At 70.3% G+C, this 18,894-nt stretch carries 14 protein-coding genes and 1 pseudogene; 6 read left to right on the top strand and 9 right to left on the bottom strand.

Annotated features, from left to right (window positions below):
• Positions 1-4 precede the first annotated feature (4 nt).
• Complete coding sequence (locus AB0D57_RS29435; RefSeq protein WP_362079459.1) at positions 5-892, top strand: AraC family transcriptional regulator; 888 nt, start codon at positions 5-7, stop codon at positions 890-892.
• 303 nt (positions 893-1,195) lie between these two features.
• On the opposite strand, the gene AB0D57_RS29430 is transcribed toward AB0D57_RS29435, so the two are convergent.
• Both AB0D57_RS29430 and AB0D57_RS29425 read right to left on the bottom strand, forming a co-directional pair.
• A complete protein-coding gene (locus tag AB0D57_RS29430) occupies positions 1,196-2,611 on the bottom strand; it encodes a glycoside hydrolase family 16 protein (protein ID WP_362079456.1) in 1,416 nt (471 codons plus the stop codon).
• Between the two features lie 170 nt (positions 2,612-2,781).
• Positions 2,782-3,969 (bottom strand): Ig-like domain-containing protein, encoded by a 1,188-nt coding sequence (locus tag AB0D57_RS29425; RefSeq protein WP_362079560.1) that lies wholly within the window; start codon positions 3,967-3,969, stop codon positions 2,782-2,784.
• A 349-nt stretch (positions 3,970-4,318) separates the two neighbouring features.
• Here AB0D57_RS29425 and AB0D57_RS29420 point away from each other — a divergent pair, with 349 nt between their 5' ends.
• Positions 4,319-5,374 carry a hypothetical protein gene (locus tag AB0D57_RS29420; protein WP_362079453.1) on the top strand — a complete coding sequence of 352 codons (1,056 nt, stop codon included), beginning with the start codon at positions 4,319-4,321 and terminating at the stop codon, positions 5,372-5,374.
• On the opposite strand, the gene AB0D57_RS29415 is transcribed toward AB0D57_RS29420, so the two are convergent.
• The 5 genes and pseudogenes from AB0D57_RS29415 to AB0D57_RS29395 all read right to left on the bottom strand — a co-directional run bounded on the left by AB0D57_RS29415 (position 5,368) and on the right by AB0D57_RS29395 (position 11,063).
• The gene (locus tag AB0D57_RS29415; protein ID WP_362079450.1) at positions 5,368-7,473 is read right to left on the bottom strand and encodes an MMPL family transporter; all 2,106 of its coding nucleotides are present in this window, start codon (positions 7,471-7,473) and stop codon (positions 5,368-5,370) included. The genes AB0D57_RS29420 and AB0D57_RS29415 overlap by 7 nt on opposite strands.
• A gap of 130 nt (positions 7,474-7,603) precedes the next feature.
• Positions 7,604-8,270 (bottom strand): annotated as a pseudogene (locus AB0D57_RS29410) (response regulator transcription factor).
• Positions 8,267-9,460, bottom strand: a complete 1,194-nt coding sequence (locus AB0D57_RS29405) for a sensor histidine kinase (protein ID WP_362079557.1) — start codon at positions 9,458-9,460, stop codon at positions 8,267-8,269. Before AB0D57_RS29405 ends, AB0D57_RS29410 begins: the two are co-directional and overlap by 4 nt.
• Positions 9,461-9,885: 425 nt before the next feature.
• Positions 9,886-10,638, bottom strand: a complete 753-nt coding sequence (locus AB0D57_RS29400; RefSeq protein WP_362079447.1) for an IclR family transcriptional regulator — start codon at positions 10,636-10,638, stop codon at positions 9,886-9,888.
• Positions 10,635-11,063, bottom strand: coding sequence for a MarR family transcriptional regulator (locus AB0D57_RS29395; RefSeq protein WP_362079444.1), 429 nt, complete (start codon positions 11,061-11,063; stop codon positions 10,635-10,637). The genes AB0D57_RS29400 and AB0D57_RS29395 overlap by 4 nt, the downstream gene beginning before the upstream one ends.
• Positions 11,064-11,336: 273 nt before the next feature.
• On the opposite strand from AB0D57_RS29395, the gene AB0D57_RS29390 reads away from it, so the two are divergent.
• Genes AB0D57_RS29390 through AB0D57_RS29375 form a run of 4 tightly spaced genes read left to right on the top strand, consistent with a single transcriptional unit; the run spans position 11,337 to position 15,133 of the window.
• Positions 11,337-12,254 (top strand): SDR family oxidoreductase, encoded by a 918-nt coding sequence (locus AB0D57_RS29390; protein WP_362079441.1) that lies wholly within the window; start codon positions 11,337-11,339, stop codon positions 12,252-12,254.
• A gap of 20 nt (positions 12,255-12,274) precedes the next feature.
• The gene (locus AB0D57_RS29385) at positions 12,275-13,147 is read left to right on the top strand and encodes an amidohydrolase family protein (RefSeq protein WP_362079554.1); all 873 of its coding nucleotides are present in this window, start codon (positions 12,275-12,277) and stop codon (positions 13,145-13,147) included.
• A gap of 10 nt (positions 13,148-13,157) precedes the next feature.
• On the top strand, positions 13,158-14,681 hold the full coding sequence (gene menE / locus AB0D57_RS29380; protein WP_362079438.1) for an o-succinylbenzoate--CoA ligase: 1,524 nt from the start codon (positions 13,158-13,160) through the stop codon (positions 14,679-14,681).
• Complete coding sequence (locus AB0D57_RS29375) at positions 14,678-15,133, top strand: MaoC family dehydratase (protein WP_362079435.1); 456 nt, start codon at positions 14,678-14,680, stop codon at positions 15,131-15,133. Before menE ends, AB0D57_RS29375 begins: the two co-directional genes overlap by 4 nt.
• Before the next feature lie 55 nt (positions 15,134-15,188).
• Here the strand turns inward: AB0D57_RS29375 and AB0D57_RS29370 are convergent, their stop codons facing one another.
• Positions 15,189-16,856, bottom strand: coding sequence for a PHP domain-containing protein (locus AB0D57_RS29370; RefSeq protein ID WP_362079432.1), 1,668 nt, complete (start codon positions 16,854-16,856; stop codon positions 15,189-15,191).
• 63 nt (positions 16,857-16,919) lie between these two features.
• Positions 16,920-18,776 carry a LamG-like jellyroll fold domain-containing protein gene (locus AB0D57_RS29365; protein ID WP_362079429.1) on the bottom strand — a complete coding sequence of 619 codons (1,857 nt, stop codon included), beginning with the start codon at positions 18,774-18,776 and terminating at the stop codon, positions 16,920-16,922.
• Between the last annotated feature and the right edge of the window lie 118 nt (positions 18,777-18,894).

Genomic DNA, 18,894 nt, shown 5'->3' with positions numbered 1-18,894 from the left:
AGACATGGCGGACAGAGCCACCCAAGACGGCGACGGGATCAGAACTTTTCCCTTCCCGGTCGACCTGAGTGTCGGCGGTGTCGGAATGCAGGTCGGCGCGCTGGGCGCCGGCCGCTACTCGCCGCAGGAGGTGCAGCTCGACCGGGTGCACCGCATCGACTTCCACGTCGTGATGCTCTTCAGCGGCGGTCCCGTGACGCACATGGTGGACTTCGCCGAGTACGAGGTGAAGGCCGGGGACCTGCTGTGGATCCGCCCGGGGCAGGTGCACCGCTTCTCCCGGGCGAGCGAGTACCGCGGAACCGTCCTGGTCATGCAGCCCGGCTTCCTGCCCCGCGCCACCGTCGAGGCCACCGGCCTCTACCGTTACGACCTGCCGCCCCTGCTGCACCCCGACGCCGCCCAGCTGGCCGCCCTGGAGCACTCGCTCGCCCAGCTGAACCGTGAGTACGTCGACACCACCACGCTGCCGCTGAGCCTGCACACCTCGGTACTGCGGCACTCCCTGACGGCGTTCCTGCTGCGCCTGGCCCACCTCGCGGTGAGCTCCGCAGAGGTGGCCCGTGAACAGACCGACACCACCTTCACCCGCTTCCGGGACGCGGTCGAGAAGAGCTTCGCCACCAACCACAGCGTCAGCGCGTACGCCGACGCCCTCGGTTACTCGCGCCGCACCCTGGTGCGCGCCGTGCGCGCCGCCACCGGCGAGACCCCGAAGGGCTTCATCGACAAACGGGTGACCCTGGAGGCCAAGCGGCTGCTGGCCCACACGGAGATGCCCATAGGCCGCATCGGCGCGGCCGTGGGCTTCCCGGATTCCGCCAACTTCTCCAAGTTCTTCCATCAGCACACCGGGACGACTCCGGTGGCGTTCCGGGCGGAACTGCGCTGACGACAAGGACCTGTCCGGTCGATCACGGTGGAGGAAAGCAGCGGTGCCTGTCCGATGCCGGTGAGCGGGGTGTGGTGCGTGCAGCTGCAAGGCGGAGGAGGGCGTCGACGCGATGGGGGTCCCCCCGCTCGAGCGAAGCCGAGAGTGGGGGAGTCGGCAACCGACGACAACGCCGCAGATGTGCGCCCGCCGCGGAGCGGCTGGTGTCACTGCCACCCCGCGTCTCCGCCGTGATCGACCGGACAGGTCTTAGGGGCGGGCCGATGGGCCCGCCCCTTCACTTCTTGCAGACGAGCTCTCGGGTCAGTGGCCGAAGTTGAACCAGTTGACGTTCACGAAGTCGGCCGACTGGCCGCTGGTGAAGGTCAGATAGACGTCGTGGGTGCCGGTGACGCCGGTGATGTTCGCCGGGATCGTCCGCCAGCTCTGCCAGCCACCGGTGTTGGCGAGCGAGAAGCTGCCGACGGGCGTGCTCGTACGGCTGTCCAGGCGCACCTCGACGAGTCCGCTGACCCCGCTCGCGGCGCCGCTCGCGACCCGGCCGACGAACTGCGTGGCCGCAGAGGAGCCGAAGTTGACCCCCCGGTACAGCGCCCAGTCGCCGCCTGCGAGCGAACCGATGTTCTGGCCGCCGCCGGTGTCCGTGGTGGTCTCCGTGATGGTGCCGGACTGGCTGTCGTGCGACTCGGCCTGGATGGCGCTGTAGGCGTCACGGTTGCCGGTCGGAGGTGGCGTGGTACCGCTCCCACCGGCCTGCAGCACCTGGACGTAGTCGACCACCAGCGGGTGGCCGGGAACCGTGCCGCCGTCCGGGCCGCCGCCGTACGCGGCCGGGAAGCCGCCGCCCATCGCGACGTTCAGGATGATGAAGAAGCCGTGGTTGGTGGCGTTGGCCCAGGTCGTCGCGTCGACCTGATTCGCCCTGACCGTGTGGAAGTTGACGCCGTCGAGGTAGAAGCGGATCTCCTCGGGGCTGGTCGACTTGTCCCACTCCATCGCGTACGTGTGGAAGCCGGCCTGGCATGTCGTGCCGGTGCAGGACGTCGAACCGCCGATGCCGGTCGTCTCGTTGCAGGGGCCGCCCGGGCTGGTGCCGCAGTGCATCGTGGCCCACTCGGTGTTGAGGCCCTGGACGTTCTCCAGGATGTCCAGTTCGCCGACGCTCGGCCAGTTCTGGTAGTTGCCGCGGTAGGGCGCGCCCAGCATCCAGAAGGCGGGCCAGTAGCCCTTAGCGGCGGCACCGGTCACGTTCGGCATCTGGATCCGCGACTCGACGCGCAGCTTGCCGCCCGCGGGCGGCTGGAAGTCGGTGCGGTTGGTCTCGATGCGGCCGGAGGTCCAGTTGCCGGAGGCGTCGCGCCGCGGGGTGATCAGCAGGTTGCCGTTGCCGTCCAGCGCGACGTTGTTGGTGCTGGAGGTCATCGTCTCGACCTCGCCCGTGCCCCAGTTGGCGGGGCCGCCCGGGTAGCCGGTGCCGGTGGCGTACTGCCAGTTGGCGGTGGAGACGCCGGATCCGGCTGCCCCGTTGAAGTCGTCGACGAAGACCTGGGACCAGCCGGCCGGGGGGGTGGGCGCGGACGCGTTCGCGGGAAGAGTGGCAGCCGTGGCCGTGACGGCCGCCAGGCTCAGCGTGCCGAGCAGGGCGACGAGCATGCGGCGCAGGGGGCCGCGTCTGACAGGTGTGCCGGATCTCACGGATATGCCGGAAGTGTCACTCATGAGTGCCTCTTCGGGGACGGAGTGGGGGTGCGCGGGTGTGTGAGAGCGCTCTCAACGCAGCTGCGCGGCCAATGTGCTCTCTGTCACTCCGACCGTCAAGAGATAAAGCCGAGAAACTCCGTTCCCTGTACGGGAGTTCAGGCCATGAAGTGGGGGAGTCGGGACAGCCCTTAGAGAGCGCTCCCCGCCTTCCAGTTCGCCCACGACAGGTTCCACCCGTTGAGGCCGTTGGATGCCTCGACGGTCTTCTCGCCCGAGTTCTTCACGATCACCACGTCGCCGAGCATCGAGCTGTTGTAGAACCTGTAGCCCGCCACGGAGCTGTCGTTCGCGCCCTTGGTGTCGTGCAGGCCGATGCAGCCGTGACTGGTGTTGCTGCTGCCGAATATCGAGGTCGAGGCCCAGTAGTTGCCGTGGATGAAGGTGCCGGAGGTGGTCAGGCGCTGGGCGTGCGGGACGTCCTCGATGTCGTACTCATCGCCGAGCCCGACGGTCGAGGACTCCATCCGGGTCTCCTTCAACCGCTCGCTGATCACCATGATCCCGGACCAGGTGGTGTGGTCGGAGTCGCCGCCGGTCACCGGGTAGGTGGCGAGGGTCGAGCCGTCCCGCTCGATCGTCATGGTCTCCTTCGCCAGGTCGACCGTGCTGATCTGGCGGCGGCCGATCTTGAAGGTGACGTCCTTGGACTGCGTCCCGTAGACGCCGTCCGCGCCCTCGACGTCCTTCAGCCGCAGGCTCAACGTGATCTTCGTACCCGCGGCCCAGTACTCCTCGGGCCGGAAGTCGAGGCGGGTGTCGCTGAACCAGTGGCCGACCACCTCGACCGCGGGCTCGGCGGACACCGTGATCGCCTTTTCGACGGCGGCGCGGTCCGTGACGGCATCGGTGAAGTTGATCGACACGGGCATTCCGACGCCGGAAGTCGAATTCGCCTCGGGTGTGAAATAGCCCACGAAGGTCTCTCCGGGCAGCTTCGTGGTGAAGCTCGCGGTCTGCGCGGTTGCCCCCTGTGGTTTCGCCGTGACCGTGTATTTGGTGCCCGAGTACGGATTCTCGGTGGAGGTCCATTTCGTACGGGCGTCATTGAAGGATCCGGCCAGGGTGGAGCCGTCGTTGCCGGTGACCTCGACGGTCGAGAACGTGCCGTCGCTCACGGTGACCTCGACCGGGCTCGTGAAGGCGGCCTTCTTCGTGCCGTCGGCGGGGGTGACGCTGACGGTCGGCTTCTTGACCTTGGCTTTTGTGGCCGCGGCTGCCGTCGTCGCCTGCGCGCTCGTCCCCTCCGAGGCGTCCGCCGTTCCGCTGCAGCCCGTCAGGATGCCGACGGCCGGCACGGCGCTGAGCGCGGCGAGCACCCCTCGACGTGACCACGTCGGGCGCTCGGACCGGTGTGCTGTCTGCTGCTCGGACCGGTTCGAACTTATCGGGACGCTCACGGCACGCCTTTCTTGGATGACCACCACTGGTGGTGCATCTTGCGTCGCCTTCCTGGGTTGGATCTTTGAATTTGAGAGCCTTTTCTGAGATTCCTGTGAGGACACCCTGAGTGAAGGGTTGAATGCGTGATTGTCCCGAATACCGGGAGGGTGACCGGAGCATGACCACGCCGCCCGGCTGAGCAGCCTGTCTCGTACGGGCCCCCGTTCGATCACATGTCGGACACGGGGACCGTCGCGAGCGGAGCCGGTCGGGCAACCTGCGGACATGGGGAGACGCGGGGGATGCGTACTGAACGGCTGTCTGACCGTACTGGTGACGATCCTGGTCCTCGTCTGCGGTGCGGTGGCGTGGGTCATGACGGCACCCGGCCGCTACGAGGACCAGGCGCGCGACCGTATGAAGGACTCCGTGGACGAGTCGAAGGAGCGGCTGTCCCTGGCGGCGGCGGACGGCACGCTGCTCGGTTCCGAGATCGCCCGGTCCGTCCGGAGCACGGGCCAGGCGATGCCGCCCGACGTCCGCAGAAACGGGCGGCACATCACGGTCACCACGGAGTTCATGGGGCTCGGGCCCGGTCTGTTCGGCGCCACTTCCGTCACGGGCTGCTACCGCTTCGAGATCGTCGCGCGATCCGTCTCCGTCGAGCGGATCCCCGGGGAGAGGTGCTTCGATCTGCCCCGGTACCGGTACCGGAAGCCGTCGGTGGTTGCCGTGGACGTGGTCGCGGAACTGCGACCGCTGCTGGCCCGGGGCGGGCTGGCGGCCGTCCAGGGGGCCGAGGTCTGGCACACCACCGAACTCAAGGTCGAGGACTGGGAAATGACACAGAGTCAACTGACCTACCTCGTCTGGATACGCGGCGCCATGGCAACCAGTACCTGCTACGAGTTCCATGCGACGGAGAAGCCCCGCACCCTCACCGCCAGGGAACTGAAGACGGAGGGCTGTTACGGCCTGCAGCGCGCCCGGGAGGCGGCGGTGACAGCGGCCGAACGCACCGAACTCGAAGCGAGCGCTACGAAGATCGAGCACCGGCTGGCGGGCGCGCTCACCGATGGCAGGCTCACGGACGGCGAGACGCGACGGGCGTTCGCGCTGCCGACCAGGGACGCGATGGGGCAGCCCGCACCGGGCCGACCGGTCGCCGTGGCCGTCGGCACGGAGCGGTCACCGTCCGAGGTGATCATCGTCGCCAAGGTCAATCCCCTGTCGAACACGTCGTCGGCCCTGGGCTGCTATCAGTTCCGTGCCCACCTCACGACCCAGTCCGTCACCCGCCGTGCGGCGGGGACGGACTGCCTTCTCCAGCGGACTCAGTGACTGGTACTGGTCAACTGCGGCTGCGGCGGCGCCTCCTCGTGCAGCCCGAACCGGTCGTGGGCCCGCCGCAGCGGCCCCGGTGCCCACCACGCCCGCCGCCCGAGCAGTGCCATCGTCGCCGGTACGAGCAGCATCCGGACGACGGTCGCGTCGATCAGGACGGCCAGGGTCAGTCCGAGGCCGATCTGCAGGATCGGTGAGAAGCCGCCCGTCATGAAGGCGCCGAAGACGACGGCGAGGAGCAGGGCGGCACAGGTGACCACGCGACCGGAGCGGCGCAGACCGGTCACCACGGCCTCCCGGTCGTCACCGGACCGGCGTCGGGCCTCGCGCATCCGGGCCAGGATGAACAGCTCGTAGTCCATGGCCAGTCCGAACGCGATCGCGATGATCAGCGGCGGCGCGGTCAGGCTCAGCGCGCCCAGTTCCTGGGAGCCCAGGAGTCCGGCCAGATGGCCGTCCTGGAAGACCCACACCACCACACCGAGGGCGGCGCCCAGGCTGAGCAGGGTGGTCGCGATGGTGCGCAGCGGGATCAGCACCGAGCCGGTGAAGGCGAACAGCAGGGCGAAGATGCCGGCCAGGACGGTCACGGCCGCCCAGGGCGCCCGGTCGGAGAGCATGTCCCGGAAGTCGACCAGCCGGGCCGCGTTGCCGGTGACCTCGACCGGCTCGTCGCCGCGCAGGTCCCGCACCTGCTTGACCAGGTCGGTGGCCGCCCTGCCGTCGACGCTGCCGGACGGCTGGATCTCGACCACCGTGGTGCCGCCCGGCAGGTCGCGGGACTCGGCGGTCGGGGACAGAGCGCGGATGCGGTCGGCGGTCGCGGCGTCGGCGCCCGGCTTCAGGACCACGGTCACCGGTGAAACGCCGGTGCCCGGCGGGAAGTGCGCGTCGACACTGTCGTACAACTGCCGTGCCTCCGTGCTCGACGGCAGCTGTTCGGCGCCCCCGATGTTGATCTTCATGCCGGTGATGGGCAGAGCGAGCACGAGGAGCACGGGGACGACCACGGCCACGACCGCGATGCGTCGGCGCGCCGCGCAGCGGGCCAGGCGGGCGAAGAGGCGGCCCTCCTCGCCCTCCGACCCGGTCTTCGACGGGGCGATCCTCCCGCCGAAGCGGGTCAGCAGCGCGGGGAGCAGCGTGAGCGCGGCGAGCATGTCGATGAGCACGACGGCGGCCACGGCCAGGCCCATGCTGCGCAGGAAGACGCTCGGGAAGACCAGCAGCCCGGTCAGGCTGACGGCCACGGTGAGCCCGGAGAACAATATGGTCCGGCCGGCCTGCGCGACCGTGCGCTGCACGGCCTCCACGACGTCCTCGGTGTACCGCCGCTCCTCACGGAAGCGGACCAGCAGCAACAGGGCGTAGTCCACGGCGAGTCCGAGCCCCAGCATCGTGGTGACCTGGATCGCGTACACGGAGATGTCGGTGACCGAGCTGAAGACGAACAGCGCCAGGAACGCGCCGGCGATCCCGCTGACGGCGACCAGCAGGGGCAGCGCCGCCGCGCGCAGTCCGCCGAAGATGACGAGCAGCAGCGCCAGCACAACCGGCAGCGAGATCAACTCGGCGTTCTTGACGTCCTCCTGAGCCCGCTCGCCCAGCTGCGTGCCGAGCAACGGGCCGCCGCTGACATGGACTTCGGGTGCGTCGATCTGCTTGATGCGGGCGGCCGCGTCGTCTACCGCCCGTTCCTCGACGTCGTCGTCCAGGCCGCCCTGGAGGGTGACGGAGACCAGCAGGGCCCGCCCGTCCGCGGCGACGAGGCCGCGGGTCGCGTACGGGTCCGGGACCGCGGCGACACCGGCGATGTTCCGCACGTCCGCCACGGCCCGCTCGACCTGGGTGCGCAGTGCGGGGTCGGAGACGGTGACGCCCTCGACGACGGCGGTGATGGAGTCGCCGGTCGGGTCGGCGTCGTCGAGGTACTGCGCGGCCCGTTCGGACTCGGTGCCCGGGACTTCGGGCACGTTGTCGGAGAGCCGCGCGAAGACGCCCGTCCCGAGCCCGAAGCCGAGCAGCAGGAAGAGCACCCACAAGAGGATGACGGTCAGCGGGCGGCGGGTGGACGCCCGGGCGAGTGTGGACAGCACGGTCACTCCTGGCGAGTCGTCGGTTGACATCACCACTCAGGCTCGTACCGGCGGGGGTGCCACCGGATCGCCGGGAGGAGTGGTTTCCGGGCGTCCGTCGTACGGGGGACACCCGGCCGCGTCTCACTCGCTAGAGGGAGCCGGGCGTCACCAGCCCCGTCTCGTACGCGCAGATCACCGCCTGCACCCGGTCCCTGAGGCCCAGCTTGCTGAGCACATTGCTGACATGGGTCTTGACGGTGTGCTCGCTCACGAAGAGGGTCGTGGCGATCTCGGCGTTGGACAGCCCGCGGGCGAGCAGTCCGAGGGTCTCCTCCTCGCGCGCGGTGAGCATCCAGCCGTCGGGGCGTGACCTGGGTCGCCGCCTCCTCGCGGCGGCGGCGCACGATGTCGGCGACCAGCCGCCGTGTCACCGTCGGCGCGAGCAGCGAGTCGCCGGCCGCGACCACCCGCACGGCGTGCACGAGGTCGTCACGGCGTACGTCCTTGAGGAGGAAGCCGCTGGCGCCCGCGTACAGCGCGTCGTACACGTACTCGTCGAGGTCGAACGTGGTCAGCATGACGACCTTGCAGCTGGACTGCGCGCACACCTGCCGGGCCGCCTCCAGACCGTCCATGACCGGCATCCGGATGTCGAGCAGCAGTATGTCGGGCGCGTGCCGGTGCACCGCGGCCACCGCCTCGGCGCCGTCCCCGGCCTCGGCGACGACCTCGATGTCCTGCTGCGCCTCCAGGATCATGCTGAAGCCGCTGCGGACCAGTTCCTGGTCGTCGGCGACGACCACGCGGATACTCACCCCAGGGCCGCCTGCCGGTCGGCGGCGACGGGCAGGCGTACGACGACTTGGAAGCCACCTCCGGGACCGGGCCCGGTCCGCGCGCTGCCTCCGCAGGCGGTGGCCCGCTCCCGGATGCCGATGAGTCCGTGCCCCTCGCGCGTGTTTGCCGGGCCGCCGCCGTCGTCCGTCACCGTGAGCGTCAATTCGGCCTCCGTCCAGTCGAGTTCGACGGTCGCGGAGGTAGCGTACGCGTGCTTGACCGTGTTGGTGAGGGCCTCCTGGACCACGCGGTAGGCGGCGACCTCGGTGTCCGGGTGCAGTGGGCGCGGCTCTCCCGCCGTCGCCAACTCGACGCGCAGTCCGGTGGATTCATGGACCTGCCGGACCAGCGAGGGCAGCGCGGCGACGCCCGGCTGCGGCAGCCGCCGCGAAGTGCCGTCCCTCTGCTCCTCCTTGAGCACTCCGAGCAGACGCCGCAGCTGCGTCATCGCATCCCGTCCGGCCCCCGCGATCGCGTCGAACGCGGCCTCCGCGCGCGCCGGGTCGCTGCGTACCACCACCGGTCCGGCCTCGGCCTGTACCACCATCAGGCTCACCGCGTGACCAAGGATGTCGTGCATGTCCCGGGCGATCCGGGCCCGTTCGCGGTCCGCCGCCCGCGCGGTCTCCGCGGCGTGCTCCCGCTCCAGCCGCCTGGCCCGGTCCTCCAGCTCCGCGGTGTAGGCGCGCTGGATGCGGGCGAGCATCCCGAACCCGTACGCGCAGACGACGCTCAGCAGTTGGAAGGCGTACTCGAAGGGCAGCGGTTCGTCCTTGAGCTGCATGGTGAAGGAGACGCCGATCAGCCAGCCGACCAGCATGAAGCGCCGCTGCAAGGGCGGAGACGCGGCGGCCAGGGTGTAGAGGACGACCAGACCGCCGTACATCACCTCCGGCGGCGGCGCGTGGTGGAGGGCCATCGCGGGCGTGGCCACCGACACGAGGCACGCGGTCAGGAACGGCGCCCGGCGCCGCCACACCAGCGGGATTGCCGTGCCGGCCCCCAGCAGGAAGCCCTGCCAGGTCAGCGGGTCGTCGCCCTCGTCGGGGAAGATCCACTGCAGCGAGGTGGCGAACAGCACCAGCGCGGCGAGCGCCGTGTCGACGACGTACGGATTCGTCGTGCGCAGCCGCGCGAGGACGGACGCGATCCGGGACTGGACGGCCATGGGCGGCGGCGGGGTCGGTACGGGCGGCGGCGGGGGCGGGACGGGGGGCATGGGCGGCTCCTCGGGGCAAGGGCCGTTCCAGTATCGCGACGGCCGTACCGCCCGGGCCTCACCGGTGAGAGGGATATCGCGACCCCGTTCGTGATCATTCCGATGTCACCTGTGCATGGTCTTGGGCGGGCCGGGCGGCGGCGAGGTCGTGGCTCGCCCCCTACGCGCCGAACGGCTGGCGCGTGCGCGCGCTGAACGCGGTCACCGCCGACCGCCTCGGTGCGGGCGAGGGCCACACGGCCCGCTGGACGGTCACCCGAGGACAGGACAGGACAGGGACGCCGCCACGCTCGTCTGCCGGGGCACCGCACGCCACGCGGACGACACCGTGACGTACACGGCCCGGACGACGCTGCGCTGACGCCCCACCGCGGTCAACGCGGCTCCGGCTGCCACCCCAGCGCTCGTGAGATGCCGCGCGCCGCGAGCCGCACCGCGGGTATCAACGCCGGTACTTGAGCGTCGGCCTGCGGCACGACGACCGACACGGCGGCGGCCACCGAACCGCCCGCCCCGCGCACCGCAGCGGCCACCGACAGAGCGTCGTCCGTGACCTGACGGCTGCTCACCGCCACGCCGGTGCGTCGCACTTCGGCCAGTGCCCGGCGCAACCGCGCGGGATCGGTGATCGTGTACGGAGTGAAGGAAGTCAACGGGCTCTCGCAGTACTGCTCCTGGGACTCGAGGTCCCCGTGCGCCAGCAGCGCGAGGCCGACCCCGGTGGCGTGCAGCGGCCAGCGCGCGCCGATGCGGATGTGCACGCCGACCGCCGAACGCCCCGAGATCCACTCGATGTAGACGACCTCGGAGCCGTCGCGGACCGCCAACTGCACGTTCTCGTGCGTGGCTTCGTACAGGTCCTCCAGATACGGCAGCGCGATCTGCCGCAGGGCCAGTCCGCGGGGCGCGAGCGCGGCGACCTCCCAGAGGCGCAGGCCCACGTGGTAGACGCCGTCCCCGTCCCGCTCCAGCGCGCCCCACTCGGTGAGGGCGCCGACGAGCCGGTGCGCGGTGGTCAGGGTGAGTCCGGCGCGGCGGCTGATGTCCGTCAGGCACAGCGCCGGGTGCTGGTGGTCGAAGGCGGCGAGCACGGCGAGGAGACGGCCGGGTGCGGACACCGCGGTCATGACTCGAGTTCGGCTTCCGCGACCCGTTTCAGCAGGGCGTGCAGGGTGGCCCGCTCGGCGGGGTCGAGGGGCCGGAGCAGGTCGTTCGTGACGCGCAGGCCCGCCTCGTCGGTGTCCCGCAGGAAGGCCCGGCCGTGCTCGGTGAGTACGACGATCCGGCTGCGGCGGTCGTCGGGGGAGGGGCGGCGCTCGGCGAAACGGAGCTTCTCCAGGTCGTCGACGAGCCCGACGATCGCGCTCGGGTCGTAGCCGAGCCGCGCGCTCAGCTCCCGCTGGAGTACGCCCTCGGAGGTGGCCAGGAAGCGCAGCACCGCGTAGTGGCGCAGCCGGAGCCCCGACTCCTGCAGGAACGTGTTGAACAACTGCCCTGAACGCAGCCCCAGTCGGTACAGCAGATAGCCGCTGTCCGCGTGCAGTCCGCGCATCCACGGCTCCTCGGCGTCGATCGGGGCGGGCGTGGTGGCCGGACGGGTGGCGTGTTGCTGGCCTGCGATGACGGGCTCCCTGGGCCGGGCCCCGGGCGGGGCGGTTCGTGCGTACTCCGCACAGCATGACGCCGTACTCAGCACAGCATGACGCACGGATCCGACGGCAACAACTATTGACGTCAACAATTATTGCTCTTAGCTTCGATCTCGTGGCCGCACCTCCAGCCATAGCACCTTCAGCAGCCGCACCCCCATGTGAAGGGACCCCTCGTGCCCAGCATCGATCTCACCGGCAAGGTTGCCGTCGTCACCGGCAGTGGCCGTGGCCTCGGCCTGGCCTACGCACACGCCCTCGCGGCCGTCGGCGCCTGCGTGGTCGTCAACGACGTCGACGAGGCCGTGGCCGGGCAGGCCGTGAAGTCCATCACCGAGGCGGGCGGCAAGGCCGTGGCCGAGGTGGTCGCGGTCGGTACGTCCGAGGCGGCCGAGCGCTTGGTCGCCCGCGCGGTCGAGGAGTTCGGACGGCTCGACATCCTGGTCACCAACGCGGGCATCCTGCGCGACAAGGTCCTGTGGAAGATGACCGACGACGACTTCGACGCGGTGATCACCACCCACCTCAAGGGCACCTTCACCTGCGCCCGCGCCGCCGCTGTCCGTATGCGCGAGCAGGGCGAAGGCGGCAGCCTGATCCTGGTCGGCTCGCCGGCCGGACAGCGCGGAAACTTCGGCCAGACGAACTACTCCGCCGCGAAGGCGGGCATCGCCGCCATGGCCCGTACCTGGTCGATGGAACTGGGCCGCGCGGGCATCACCGTCAACGCGATCGTGCCGGTCGCGGCCACCGCGATGACCGAGACCATCCCCGCCTTCGCGCCCTACGTCCAGGCCATGAAGCGGGGTGAGCCGCTGCCCGACTTCCTCCGCAAGGGCGAGGGCTTCGGCACCCCCGAGGACTGCGCCGCCCTCGTCCCCTTCCTCGCCTCCGACGCCGCCCGCGGGATCACCGGCCAGGCCATCGGCATCGGCGGCGACAAGGTGGCACTCTGGTCCCATCCGCAGGAGATCAGGGCGGCGTACGCGGACGGAGGCTGGACCCCCGACACCCTCGCCGACGCCTGGGCCACCTCGGTCGGCGCCGAACCGCAGACCGTCGGCATCCCCGCGCCGAAGCTTCCGGAGGCGTGATGGACCCCAGCGAACTCGTCATGGACGTGAACGAACTCGTCGCGATCGACGTCCACACCCACGCGGAAGTGTCGTCGAAGGGCCACTCCTCGCTCGACGAGGACCTGCACGACGCCTCCAGCGCCTACTTCAAGGTGGAGGGCAAGCGGAAGCCCACCCTGGAGGAGACGGCCGCCTACTACCGCGCGCGGAAGATGGCCGCGGTGATCTTCACGGTGGACGCCGAGTCCGCCACCGGCACCGAGCCCGTCCCGAACGAGGAGGTCGCCGAGGCCGCCGCGGCCAACCCGGACGTGCTGATCCCCTTCGCCTCCATCGACCCCTTCCGCGGCAAGGCGGGCGTCAAGCAGGCCCGGCGGCTCGTCGAGGAGTACGGGGTGAAGGGATTCAAGTTCCATCCCAGCATCCAGGGCTTCTTCCCCAACGACAGGTCGGTGGCGTACGACCTGTACGAGGTGATCGAGGAGAGCGGCACGATCGCGCTGTTCCACACCGGCCAGACCGGCATCGGGGCCGGGGTTCCGGGCGGCGGGGGCATCCGCCTGAAGTACTCGAACCCCCTGCACGTCGACGACGTCGCCGCCGACTTTCCGCATCTGAAGATCATCCTGGCGCATCCGTCGTTCCCCTGGCAGGACGAGGCACTGGCCGTCGCCACGCACAAGCCGGGCGTGCACATCGATCTGTCCGGCTGGTCGCCCAAGTACTTCCCGCCGCAGCTCGTGCACTACGCCAACACGCTGCTCAAGGACAAGGTGCTGTTCGGCTCCGACTATCCCGTCCTCACTCCGGACCGCTGGCTCGCCGACTTCGAGAAGCTGTCCATCAAGGAGGAGGTCAAGCCGAAGATCCTCAAGGACAACGCCGCCCGTCTGCTCGGGCTGACACCGTAAGGGGCCGGACATGCGCAATGAGGGACTGGGGTCATGGCCCGCACGCCGGGCCCGCAAGACCCCGCACCGCACCGCCCTGATCCACGGCGGCACCGGCGTCACCTACGCCGAGCTGTATCTGCGCACCACCCGCCTCGCACACGCCCTGCGCGCTCTGGGGCTGCGCCGCGGCGACCGCATCGCCTATCTCGGCCCCAACCACCCCTCTTACCTCGAAACCCTCTTCGCGGCGGGCACGCTGGGCGCGGTGTTCGTGCCGCTCAACCCCCGTCTCGCCGGACCGGAGATCGCCCACCAGCTCAGCGACTCCGGCGCCAAGGCCCTCGTGTACGCCCCGTCGCCGGCCGGGCTCGTCGCGGGGCTGCCGGGCACCGTCGACGTCCGGACGTACGTCGAAGTCGGCGCCCAGTACGAGGAGTTGATCGACCAAGCCGTCGACGAACCGATCGACCAGCCCGTCAGTGCCGACGACACCTGCATCATCATGTACACCTCGGGCACGACGGGCCGCCCCAAGGGTGCGATGCTCACGCACGGCAATCTGACCTGGAACGCGATCAACGTCCTCGTCGACACCGACCTGATCGCCGACGAACGCGCCCTGGTCTGCGCCCCGTTGTTCCACACGGCCGGGCTGAACATGCTCACCCTGCCGGTCCTGCTCAAGGGCGGCACCTGTGTCCTGGTCGAGTCCTTCGACCCGGCGGCCACCCTCGACCTGATCGAACGGCACCGGATCACCTTCATGTTCGGTGTGCCGACCATGTTCGACCAGGTGGCCCGCCATCCTCGCTGGGCCGACGCCGACCTCTCCTCGCTGCGCATCCTCACCTGCGGCGGTTCCCCCGTGCCGTCCCCGCTGATAGCCGCCTACCAGGAGCGCGGCCTCACCTTTCTCCAGGGCTACGGCATGACCGAGGCCGCGCCCGGCACTCTCTTCCTGGACGCGGAACACGCGGTCGCCAAGGCGGGGTCGGCGGGCGTGCCGCACTTCTTCAGCGACGTACGGGTCGTGCGGCCCGACTTCACGCCGGCCGAGGTCGGGGAGACGGGCGAGGTGGTCGTGCGCGGGCCGCACGTCATGCCCGGGTACTGGGGGCTGCCCGAGGAGACGGCCGCCGTGTTCGCCGACGGCTGGTTCCGCAGCGGGGACGCGGCCAAGGTCGACGAGGACGGCTATGTCTTCATCGTCGACCGCATCAAGGACATGATTATCTCGGGCGGCGAGAACATCTATCCCGCCGAGATCGAGGACCTGCTCCTCGCCCACCCCGACATCGTCGAGTGTGCGGTCATCGGCGTCGCCGACGACAAGTGGGGCGAGGTGCCGCGCGCGGTCGTGGTCGCCCGCGAGGGCGCCGACCTCGATCCCGAAGAGGTCCTGGCGTCCCTGGCCGGACGCCTTGCCAAGTACAAGATCCCGAAGTCGGTGGTCGTCGCGGACGAACTCCCGCGCACCGCCTCCGGGAAGCTCCTCAAGGCCCGTGTCCGCACCCGCTTCGGCACCAACTCATCGACAGGGAACACCATATGAGCATCACCGTGAACGGCCTCGACGAGCTGAAGAAGCTCGCTGGCGGCGACCTCGGCAGCAGCGAGTGGATCGAGGTCACCCAGGAGCGGATCGACACCTTCGCCGACGCGACCGGCGACCACCAGTGGATCCACGTCGACCCGGAGAAGGCCGCGGCGGGCCCCTTTGGCGCGCCCATCGCGCACGGCTATCTCACCCTCTCCCTCTTCATCCCGCTCTTCACCGAGCTGCTGGAGGTCGAGGGCGTGTCCACGAAGGTCAACTACGGTCTGAACAAGGTGCGTTTCCCCTCCCCGGTGAAGGTCGGCTCACGCATCCGGCTGGTCGCGAAGCTCGCCTCGGTCGAGGACGTGCCGGGCGGGGTGCAGATCGCCGTCGACGGGACGATAGAGATCGACGGCGGCAACAAGCCCGCCGCCGTCCTCCAGAGCCTGTCCCGCTTCTACGTCTGACGGCACGAGTGGACGCTCGTGGGGCGGTCGGCCGGCGCAGGAAACTGACGTCCCATCAAGCGCCTTCCACATCGACGAATACCGGGTTGGCATAGAACCACGTGTCGACCCACGGGTCACCGTCTCCGGGGACGTGCGGGATCGGGCCGTGGGGGTCGATCGAGGCGCCGAGGTAGCCCGCGCCATGGCGGTTGCCGTCGCTGCCGCGCAGCCGGACGTAGAAGGACTCGTCGCCGGCGATCAGCGGGATGCGCAGGGTGTACGTGCCCTTCCGGCCGGTCACGTCCAGCGCGCGAACGACCTTGGTGTCGGGCGCCCGCCAGTCGTCGCGGTCGGCCACCGGGCCGCGCACCGCGCCGCGGATCACGTCGACATGGGCCAACTCGGGCAGGATCCCCTGGGGGTTGGGGCGCGAGGCGGTCGTCACGGTGACCGACAGGGTGAGCCGGTCGCCCTTGCGGGCGCGCAGCCGGCCGCCCAGGGTGACGCCCGCGCCGTGGTCGCGATCCCGCTTCAGCCGGACGTCGAGGCCGTCGAGCAGATGCCCGTGGTCCAGCCAGACACGCCCCGCACGCAGACCGGCCATCACGGCGCGGTAGCCGTAGCGGGTCACGCCGACGTGGGTGCGGCTGAACTGGCCGGGCCAGAAGTCGCTGCCGGGCTGCGGGGTGTCGGTGTCGACCGGGTCCGGCAGCCTGCCGGTGCTGTCGAAGTTCTGCCCGGGTGCCCAGTCGCCGTTCTTCCACGTGTCGAACACGATCCGGTGGGCGTCCGAGTTGGTCGTGACCGAGAACATCCTGCCCTCGGCGAGCATCGCGTCCCACAGGCCCCCGACGGTCGCGGTCGCCCAGTCGAAGCCGCCGTACGTGAGGTAGGCGTCCGCCGGGTAACCGGACCAGGACTGGGCCGACGGCTTGTTCTCGTACTCGCCGCGCATGGACGTCGAGCCGCGCCAGCCGGGGATGGCCGCGCCCTGTGCGCCCGGCGCGCCCTCCATGCCGATCATGATCTCGGGGGCCGCGTCACGCCAGCCCCGCATCTCGTGCGGGGAGTCGATGCCCAGGCGCATGGGGTGGTTGGCGAGGACCAGCACGTCGTCGACGTAGCCGGTGCGGCGTTGTTCGGCCAGCCACTGGATGGCCTTGACCGCGTGTGCCTCGTTGCGGGCCGTGTCGGCGTTGCCGGCGGCGCCTTCGGTGTAGGCGAGCAGCTTGCCGTCGTAGGCGCTCTCGAACCGGGTGAGCAGGTCCACCTCGTGCGGTCCGGGCGCGGCGAAGACGGTGGCGTGCTCGGCGGCGGGGATGTACCACTCCAGGCCCTGGAAGATCAGCTGGCGCGGGTTGTCGGCACGCGCCTTGAGTATCTCGGCGTGCTCCAGCGGGGCGCCGTACGCGGCGTGCCCGAAGTTGGAGTGCTCGGTGAACACCATCCAGTCGAGGCCGTACTCGGCGCCGGCGGCGGCCAGTTGGGAGAACGTGTACTTCGCGTCGTGGCTGTACACGGTGTGGATGTGGTGGTCGCCGACGAGATAGGCGAGACGCGGGTCGTTGCCGCCGAGACCCCGGCCCTTGGCGGCCGCGGGGGTGGTCAGCGAACCGGCCGCGAAGGCGGCGCCGAACAGGCCGGCGCTGCGCAGGAGATGACGTCTGGAGACGCCCTGTGGATCGAGGCGGGCGGGGGAGACGGACGGGTCGGCCCAGGCGGGCAGGTGCTGCTCGGACATGCGGGACTTCTCCCTCGGGGAGTCAGAAGGCAAGAAGGCGGGGAGTGGGGAAGGGACCGCGGCTCAGTGGTTCATGAACCGGGAGACGGGCAGAGCCCGTTCGGCGATCCGAACGTCTCCGAGCCGGCCGTGCAGAATCTGGTCGATCTTCCCCGCGTACTCGTAGCCGCCGAGCAGCCAGGGCAGCCCCAGTGAGGTGAGGCCGACGGCGGAGGCGTGCGGATTGCGGGCGACCGGGCAGCCTTGGACGTACATCGTGGTGTGCGAGCCGTCGTTGACGACGGCGACGTGCCACCACGCCTCCCGTGCCGTCTCGTCGCCCCAGTTGGTGACGATGCCCTGCTGGTCGAGCGGCCGGGCGGCCCACTGCGGGCCGGGCCCCTCGGAGAGGGAGAGCGTGGCGAGCGGCTCGTCCGGGTCGCCTTCGGTCTTGCCCGCGCCGCCGCCCGTACCGGTGCGGCTGATGAGCGAGGCCCAGGCGTCGCGCGAAGGGTTCCAGTCGGCGGGAAGCTGGTAGAAGGCCTCGATGGTGTAACCGCGCTTGAACGTCGCCGAGTTGAGGGGAGCGCCGTCGATCGTCCGCAGATACGCGCCCTTCAGCGGAGGCTTGCCGCCCTGGAAGACGAGGCTGCCGTGGCCCGGCTGGTCCGGGTGGTGGGCCGACGACCAGGTGAGGGCGCCGTCGGAGACCTTGACCACGGTCAGGTCGTTGCCCCGCCCCGACAGGTCACGGATCGTGCCGTCGACCGCCGTGCCGTCCTCGTGTCCGTCGAAACGCCAGTAGGCGACCGTGCCGCGCACCAGCATGTCCGACGCGGGTCGCGACGGGCGCGGGGGCACGGGGGCGAAGCCCGAGAAGCGCTCTTCGAAGTCGACGGCGACCGAGAACCGGTCGGCGTCGCCGCTGAGTTCGATCTCCTGCCGCTCCAGCTCGTTGAGCCCCTCGGCCGCCCGGCCCAGGATCCACGGCGAGACGGTCTCGACGTCGATGGTGTTGCGGTCGAGGTCGAAGCGGTAGAGGCGGATCATCGCCGCGCCGCCGTAGTAACGGTTCTGATAGTTCGTCAAGTGGAGGTGGACGTCGTTCCCGGCCACGTTCTCGCGGGTGGCGCGGGCGGCGGGCCAGTAATGACCGTTCAGGGTCAGGAAGATCTGGTCGTGTTCGCGGATCAGACCGTCCCAGAGCTGCTGCCCGTACGAGGAGAGGGTGTCGTCGTCGACGACCAGCTCGTGCGTCGTGAGGATGACGGGAGTCTTCGGGTGCTGGGCGATGACGTCCTTCGCCCACGCGTACCCCTGTGCCGAAAGCCGCCAGTCCAGCGCGAGGACGAGCCATTCCCGACCCGCCGCCGTGAACACGTGGAAGGTGTTGTAGCCGTCCGGGGAGGCGCCGCCGAAGGTGCGCCTGCCCTGGAAGCGCTGCGGCCCGAAGGCGTCCAGGTACGGGGTCGAACCTCGCTGGTCGGTCGTGGACGACCTGATGTCGTGGTTGCCCGCCAGCACGCTGTAGCCCACGCCGCGCCGGTCGAGGAGCTCGAACGCCTCGCCCGCCGCCGCGAATTCGGCCTGCGTGCCGTTCTCGGTGATGTCGCCCAGGTGCGAGAGGAAGACGATGTTCTCGTCCTTCCCGTGCTCCAGGAGGTAGCGCAGGGAGGCCTCGATCGGCGCCGGGTTGATGCTCGGCCCGTCGAAGAGGTACTGCGTGTCGGGCATCACGGCGAGCGTGAACCGGCGGCTGTCGGGGTCGGGCCGCCACCGCGCACCCGTCACCGCAGCCGAGGCGGGCGCGGCCTGCGCGGTGGCCGTCGGCAGGGTGGCCGCCGTGGCCGCCGCGCCTATCAGCGCCGTGGCCCGAAGGAAGCTGCGTCTGCCGGCGTCGGCCTGCTCGGCCTCCGCCGCCTGGTCATGCGAAGTACACACGTCTGCTCCATGAAGGTGCGTAAGACCGACCGGCAATGGGAGGGCGGCGTCGCGGGGTCCGGCACGCACATCTGCCGCGTTGTCGTCGGTCGCGATGGCTCCGCCATCACTCCCTCCT

The organism is Streptomyces sp. NPDC048275, from assembly GCF_040652275.1.
GTDB lineage: Bacteria > Actinomycetota > Actinomycetes > Streptomycetales > Streptomycetaceae > Streptomyces.
Note: the sequence above shows the minus strand (reverse complement) of the source record. Positions and strands in the feature narration are given on the sequence as shown.

Coding starts and splice junctions, on each gene's coding strand:
- AB0D57_RS29435 (WP_362079459.1), top strand. CDS start 5: ATGGCGGACAGAGCCACCCAAGACGGCGACGGGATCAGAACTTTTCCC.
- AB0D57_RS29430 (WP_362079456.1), bottom strand. CDS start 2,611: ATGAGTGACACTTCCGGCATATCCGTGAGATCCGGCACACCTGTCAGA.
- AB0D57_RS29420 (WP_362079453.1), top strand. CDS start 4,319: ATGGGGAGACGCGGGGGATGCGTACTGAACGGCTGTCTGACCGTACTG.
- AB0D57_RS29405 (WP_362079557.1), bottom strand. CDS start 9,460: ATGGCCGTCCAGTCCCGGATCGCGTCCGTCCTCGCGCGGCTGCGCACG.
- AB0D57_RS29400 (WP_362079447.1), bottom strand. CDS start 10,638: ATGACCGCGGTGTCCGCACCCGGCCGTCTCCTCGCCGTGCTCGCCGCC.
- AB0D57_RS29395 (WP_362079444.1), bottom strand. CDS start 11,063: ATGCGCGGACTGCACGCGGACAGCGGCTATCTGCTGTACCGACTGGGG.
- AB0D57_RS29385 (WP_362079554.1), top strand. CDS start 12,275: ATGGACGTGAACGAACTCGTCGCGATCGACGTCCACACCCACGCGGAA.
- menE (WP_362079438.1), top strand. CDS start 13,158: ATGCGCAATGAGGGACTGGGGTCATGGCCCGCACGCCGGGCCCGCAAG.
- AB0D57_RS29375 (WP_362079435.1), top strand. CDS start 14,678: ATGAGCATCACCGTGAACGGCCTCGACGAGCTGAAGAAGCTCGCTGGC.
- AB0D57_RS29370 (WP_362079432.1), bottom strand. CDS start 16,856: ATGTCCGAGCAGCACCTGCCCGCCTGGGCCGACCCGTCCGTCTCCCCC.